Raw genomic sequence first — 2,358 nt, forward strand, 5'->3', positions numbered from 1 at the left:
TGACGTAGGGACCGAAGCGGCCGTTCTTCGCGACGATCTCCTTGCCGTTGTCGGGGTTCACCCCGATCACCCGGTCCTCGACCGGCTCCTGATCGGCCAGCTCGTGCGCACGCTCCACGGTCAGCTCATCGGGGGCGAGCCCCTCGGGCAGGTTCACGGTGCGCGGCTTGATCGTGCCATCCGGCTCGACCGTGGCCTTTTCGTCGCTGACCTCCAGGTAGGGGCCGTACTTGCCGATCCGCAGGGAGATCTCGTCGTCCAGCACGATCGTGTTGATCGCCCGGGCGTCGATGTCGCCGAGGTTGTCGATGACGGGCCGCAGGCCGGGGTGCGAGTCGCTGCCGAAGTAGAAGTCCTTCAGCCACTGCGTGCGGTCCTGATCGCCCGAGGCGATCCGGTCCAGGTCCTCCTCCATCGAGGCCGTGAAGTCGTAGTCCACGAGCTCGGCGAAGTGGTCCTCGAGCAGGCGCACCACGGAGAAGGCGATCCAGCTCGGCACGAGGGCCTGGCCGCGCTTCGTGACATAGCCGCGGTCCATGATCGTGCTGATGATGGCGGTGAAGGTCGAGGGGCGGCCGATGCCGAGCTCCTCGAGCCGCTTCGTGAGGCTGGCCTCCGTGTAGCGCGGGGGCGGGCTCGTCTCGTGGCCCTTTGCCTCGGCCTCGGCGACGTCGAGCTGCTGCTCGGCGCTCAGCTGGGGCAGCGAGACGTTGGACTCCTTGTCCACGTTCCGTTTCTCGTCCTGGCCCTCCTCGTAGGCAAGCAGGAAGCCGGGGAAGGTGATCACGGTGCCGGAGGCGGTGAACTCGGCCCGGGTCGTGGCCGCGGATTCCTGGATCTCGACCGCGAGCGTGATCGTGTCCGTTGACCCCTTGGCGTCGGCCATCTGGCTGGCGACGGTGCGCTTCCAGATCAGGTCGTAGAGCCGGTGCTCGCCCTGGCTCAGCTTGCTCTTCAGCGAGTCCGGGGTCTGGAAGCTGTCCCCGGCGGGGCGGATGGCCTCGTGCGCCTCCTGAGCGCCCTTCGCCTTGCCGGTGTACACGCGGGGCTTCTCGGGCACCGTCTCTGCGCCGTAGAGCTGCGTGGCCTGTGCGCGCGCCGCCTGAATCGCCTGACCCGAGAGGGAGGGCGAGTCGGTACGCATATAGGTGATGTACCCGTTCTCGTACAGCGACTGCGCGAAGGACATCGTCTGCCGCGAGGTGTAGCGGAGCTTGCGGGACGCCTCCTGCTGCAGGGTGGAGGTCGTGAAGGGGGCGGCGGGCCGCCGGGTGTGCGGCTTCGTCTCGACGGAGACGACGCTGGCCCGGGTGTCCGAGCGGCCGAGCTCGGCGGCGAGCGCCTCGGCGCGCGTCTGGTCGAGGACGGTCACCCCGGCCGTGACGGCCTTCGGGGTGAGCTGGCCGGCGTCGCTAAAGTCGCGGCCGGAGGCGAGGGCCTTGCCGTCGAGGCGGTTCAGGCGGGCGTCGAAGCGGTCGACCCCGGCCTGGGCCTCGTCGAGGACGAAGGTGGCGCTGAGGTCCCAGTAGCTCGCGGTGACGAAGGCGAGTCGTTCCCGCTCGCGGTCCACGACGAGGCGGGTGGCGGCGGACTGGACGCGGCCCGCGGAGAGCTTCGGGGCGACCTTGCGCCACAGCACCGGGGAGATGTCGTAGCCGTAGAGGCGGTCCAGGATGCGGCGGGTCTCCTGCGCGTCGACCAGGGCGACGTCGAGGTCGCGGGTGTTGGCCTTGGCGTGCTCGATGGCTTCCTGGGTGATCTCGTGGAACACCATGCGCCGCACGGGCACCTTGGGTTTGAGGACCTCGAGCAGGTGCCAGGCGATGGCCTCTCCCTCGCGGTCCTCATCAGTGGCGAGCCACAGCTCGTCCGCATCTTTCAGGGAGCGCTTCAGCTCGGTGACGGTGCGCTTCTTGTTGTCGTTGACGACGTAGTAGGGGGAGAAGTCGTTCTCCACGTCGACGGCGAACTTCCCGAAGGGGCCTTTTTTCAGCTCTGCGGGCAGCTCTGAGGGTTCCGCGAGGTCGCGGATGTGTCCGACGGAGGCGACGACTTCGTAGTCGGCTCCCAGGAAATTGCCGATCGTCTTTGCCTTCGTCGGTGACTCGACAATGACGAGTTTCTTCGTACCCTTCACGGGTCTCCTTCTTCGCCTCACTCGGTTGCACGCTACCCCTCGGGGCGTACCGCCGAGACTCAACGGACGTGTCTGTTTCTATCGCACACCATACACAGGGCGGCTCGGGGTTCGCACAAAGAGCGGCCCTCCCCCGAGTTTATCCCGGCCGAGGGGCCGCCCGTGGCCAGGCGGGTGTTCCGGGCGCTCGGCGGGGCGTCCGGGGGGTGCTGGCAGCGACG

1 protein-coding gene is annotated in these 2,358 nt (G+C 68.2%); it reads right to left on the minus strand.

What is annotated here, in order from left to right:
* Positions 1-2,137 (minus strand): type I DNA topoisomerase (gene topA, locus OOT08_RS07860; RefSeq protein WP_325092045.1); only part of this gene is annotated, 2,137 nt, incomplete at its 3' end.
* Positions 2,138-2,358: the final 221 nt, after the last annotated feature.

This window comes from Leucobacter sp. M11 (assembly GCF_035726885.1).
Classification (GTDB): domain Bacteria; phylum Actinomycetota; class Actinomycetes; order Actinomycetales; family Microbacteriaceae; genus JAPFRB01.